Here is a 3,455-nt window from a genome sequence, read left to right on the forward strand (position 1 = left end):
GTCCTGGCTGAAGATCTTGCCCGTGGCCAGGCCGCGTGCGCCCTGCGCGCTCGGGGATTCCTGGACGTAGAGCAGCCACTCGTCCACGCGGACGGGGCGGTGCCACCACATGGCGTGGTCCAGGCTGGCGACCGACATTCCCGGGGTGATCCAGCTGAGGCCGTGCCGGCGCAGGACGGATTCCAGCAACGTGTAGTCGCTCGCGTAGGCCAGCGCCGCCCGGTGCATCTGGGGGTCATCGGGCATCGGTCCGAAGGTCCGCATCCAGACGGCGTTCCGGGCCTCCTTGGCCCCCGTCGCGGACACATACAGCGCCGGATCCACGTGGCGGATGTCAAAGGGGCGCTCGTAGGCCCAGTGCCGTGCCACCGGGTGGTCGTACTTGCCGAGCAGATCGGCAGTGCTCGGCAGCGACTCCGGGCCCGGTATGCCGGCCGGCATCTCGGTCTGGTGCTCGATTCCCTCGTCCTCGTCCTGGAAGGACGCGATCATCGACAGGATGGGCATGCCCTCCTGGTACGCGTGGACCCGGCGCGCGGAAAAGGACCGTCCGTCGCGCAGCCGCTGGACCCCGAAGGTGATGGGCTTGTTGGCGTCGCCGGGCCGGAGGAAATAGCCGTGCATGGAGTGGACGCCACGGCCTTCCGGGACGGTGCGGCCGCCGGCCACGAGGGACTGCGCGAGGACCTGGCCGCCGAAGACACGCTGCCGCGGCTGTTTCTGCGACGGACCCATGAAAATGTCCTCGTCGGTCCGTGCGCCCTCCAGATCGCCGAGGTCCAGGAGTTGGATGAGCGAGGAGGTGGGGTCCTCGAGGGGCATCGCCTGCGTTCCGGCGTCGGCTTCAGTCATGGTTTGACTCTAGACGGCACCCCGGCACGGCTCAAAAGAGGCGCAACCGGTAGAGTCGAGATTGTGCCTGACGTCCTCATCGAGCCCCTGCAGTTCACCGATCCCCGCGACCTCGCCGACCTGCGCACCTTTGCGACGCGGGCCAGGGCCATTGACGACGGCGCCATCCGGCTGAGCGCCGCCGGACCCGTGCTGGCCGCCTACGTCTGCGTACTCCGCCCCCGGCTGCTGGGTGAGTCGACGCCCACCATTCTGGGGCTCCGCACCGTGGCGCTGGCCGAGCCCGCCGAGCTTGACGTGACCGTCCCGCTTTCCGCCGTACTCGACCGCCTGGCCCGAGCGGGCGCCGACGACGTCGCACTTCCGGTCCCGCCCGTGACCGTTACCGAATCGTGGGCCGGCGTCGGCGCTCCCCGCAGCGGCTGGGAGTCGCTCGGCACCCTGTCGGACCTAAGCCTGCGGCAGGGCGCAGAGGCGGGGATCACCGAGATCGCCGCGATCATCCCGGAGAAACCCGGCGCCCTGATCGTCAACAACGCCCGCGCGACTGTCTGGGGACGGCCGTTGCCCGACGCCGGAGGCCTGCCCGCGGGGGCCGCGTTCGCGGCACTGACGCTGGGCTTCCTGGCGGACGGCCAACAAAGCCTCTTCCGTGCGGGCCGCTGGTTCCGCCTCAGCAGCCCCCGTGGCCACGTCCTGGTCCGGGCTGGCTCGGGACTGTAGGCATTCCGCCGGGTGACTGCCGGGCGACCGGCGGCCGACCGTCGGGCCGAGCGATCCGCCCGTGTCAGGGCGCAGTGGCCGCTGCGAGTTTGACCGGGGCCTGTTGCCCGGCCCACATGGCTGTCAAGGCACGCGGTCCGGCAGGCGGGCCCGCCAGCTCGAGCCGCCGCACGACCAGCAGTTCAACGTCCCCGGTCCGGACCAGGGTTCCCGCACCGCTGCTGTTGCTGCCGGGGGCGGTCACGACGCCGATATCAGGCGGTGACGCGACTATCGGTCCGGTGCACTTCACGACGACGGATTCCGGCATCGCCTCGAGCCGACCCTCGACGTCAAGATACTGCTCGGCCTGCGGGGTGCCCGTCAGGATGGCGGCGGCCAGGGCGGCCAAATAGCTGGGATCGCCGCACGCATCGTAGATCCACCTCTGGCCGAGGACCGAGTGCTCCATGGTGCCGATCAAGGACGCTTCGGCACCGTGCAGGGGAGACCCGCGGTAGGTCAGGGGCACCTGAAAGACAGTGTCCGCCCCCGCGACCAGCATCGTCTCGATACCGACTTCGCCTTCCGGGTCATCGAACCGGAACGAGCCGGCCTTGCTCAGGGCGTCACCGTGCGCCGTGAACCATGGCTGCAGCGGCAGCCACCCCTCCAGGAGTTCCATCTTCGTCGGGTGCAACTGGGCTTGATGAATAATTGCCATGCGAGCCAGCCTACTTGCCTCGCCATACCCGGGCGGGTATTCTGGATGTAGAAAGACCCCGGAGACATTCCCCCAAGTGCCTCCGGGGTCTTTCCATTTCCACTTCGGTTTCAGGCCCCTGACGGGCTGTTGACCATCGAGAGCGCGGCGCGTTCCATATAATCCCAGAGCGTGCTCTCGTAGAGCGGCGGCAGTTCCAGGGCGTCCACCGCGACGCGCATGTGGTGCAGCCACGCCTCCTTCGCCTCGGGCGTGACGCGGAACGGCTGGTGCCGCATCCGGAGCCTTGGGTGGCCGCGTTCTTCCCCGTAGGTGGTGGGGCCGCCCCAATACTGTTCCAGGAACATCAGGAACCGGCGCTTGGCCGGTCCGAGGTCCTCCTCCGGATACATGGGGCGCAACAGCGGATCCGTGGCGACGCCGTCGTAAAAGGCGTCGATCAGCTTCACGAAGGTCTCGTGGCCGCCCACGGCATCATAGAAATTGTCCGTGTAGCCGGGCTGGCTGAATGGATCGTTCTGCATCAGCATCTTCGGCCGGCCCGGTTCGCCGGCTGCGGAAATCGTCATGTCTATTCTCCGGCCTTTTGCTGGGGTGCGGCTTGCTGGGGTGCCACGCCGGCGTCATCGGCCGCGAGGGCGTCGGGTGATACGTACGTGCCCTGCGAACGGTTGCCCACCCGCAGGATCTCGCCGTTGCGCAGGTACCAGACGGTCCCGTCCTCGGCCCTGACCCGGGTGATGCGCAGGCCCATGGACTCCACGATCCCCACCACTTCGGAGGTCTCGATGACGTCGCCGATCCCATATTGGTCTTCGATGGTGATGAAGATGCCGGCCAGGAAATCGCGGATCAGCTGCTGGGCGCCGAAACCGATGGCGACGCCGAGAATGCCGACGCTGGTGAGGAGCGGGGCAATGTTCACATTGAGGTTTTGCAGCACATAGATCACGGTGATGACGACGACGAGCACGCTCACGACGCTATTGAGCAGCGACCCGATCGTGTTGGCGCGCTGTTCGCGCCGCTGATTGTCCAGGGCGCGCAGCGCCGGCGCCACCCAGCGGAAATGCGGCTTCTTGAAGAAGGTGGTGCCGGCGGCGACGCGCTTGGTGATGCCGGAGATCACGAAGGACGCCACCAGCCACGCGGCAACGCCCTGCCGGGTGTCCTGATC

At 68.0% G+C, this 3,455-nt stretch carries 5 protein-coding genes; 1 reads left to right on the forward strand and 4 read right to left on the reverse strand.

Annotated features, from left to right (window positions below):
* The coding region (locus AB4Y86_RS14970) for an acyl-CoA thioesterase (protein ID WP_441402988.1) at window positions 1-852 on the reverse strand (852 nt) is incomplete at its 3' end.
* Between the two features lie 63 nt (window positions 853-915).
* Here AB4Y86_RS14970 and AB4Y86_RS14975 point away from each other — a divergent pair.
* Window positions 916-1,575: a hypothetical protein gene (locus tag AB4Y86_RS14975; RefSeq protein ID WP_441402989.1), complete on the forward strand. Its 660-nt coding sequence runs from the start codon at window positions 916-918 to the stop codon at window positions 1,573-1,575.
* Between the two features lie 64 nt (window positions 1,576-1,639).
* Here AB4Y86_RS14975 and AB4Y86_RS14980 read toward each other — a convergent pair whose 3' ends face one another.
* The 3 genes from AB4Y86_RS14980 to AB4Y86_RS14990 all read right to left on the reverse strand — a co-directional run.
* Window positions 1,640-2,278 carry a CG0192-related protein gene (locus AB4Y86_RS14980; protein WP_441402990.1) on the reverse strand — a complete coding sequence of 213 codons (639 nt, stop codon included), beginning with the start codon at window positions 2,276-2,278 and terminating at the stop codon, window positions 1,640-1,642.
* Window positions 2,279-2,388: 110 nt separating this feature from the next.
* On the reverse strand, window positions 2,389-2,847 hold the full coding sequence (locus tag AB4Y86_RS14985) for a globin (RefSeq protein WP_441402991.1): 459 nt from the start codon (window positions 2,845-2,847) through the stop codon (window positions 2,389-2,391).
* 2 nt (window positions 2,848-2,849) lie between these two features.
* On the reverse strand, window positions 2,850-3,455 hold a 606-nt coding region (locus tag AB4Y86_RS14990), incomplete at its 5' end, for a mechanosensitive ion channel family protein (protein ID WP_441402992.1).

Source organism: Arthrobacter sp. 2YAF22_2 (assembly GCF_052114645.1).
Classification (GTDB): domain Bacteria; phylum Actinomycetota; class Actinomycetes; order Actinomycetales; family Micrococcaceae; genus Arthrobacter.

Coding starts and splice junctions, on each gene's coding strand:
- AB4Y86_RS14980 (WP_441402990.1), bottom strand. CDS start 2,278: ATGGCAATTATTCATCAAGCCCAGTTGCACCCGACGAAGATGGAACTC.
- AB4Y86_RS14985 (WP_441402991.1), bottom strand. CDS start 2,847: ATGACGATTTCCGCAGCCGGCGAACCGGGCCGGCCGAAGATGCTGATG.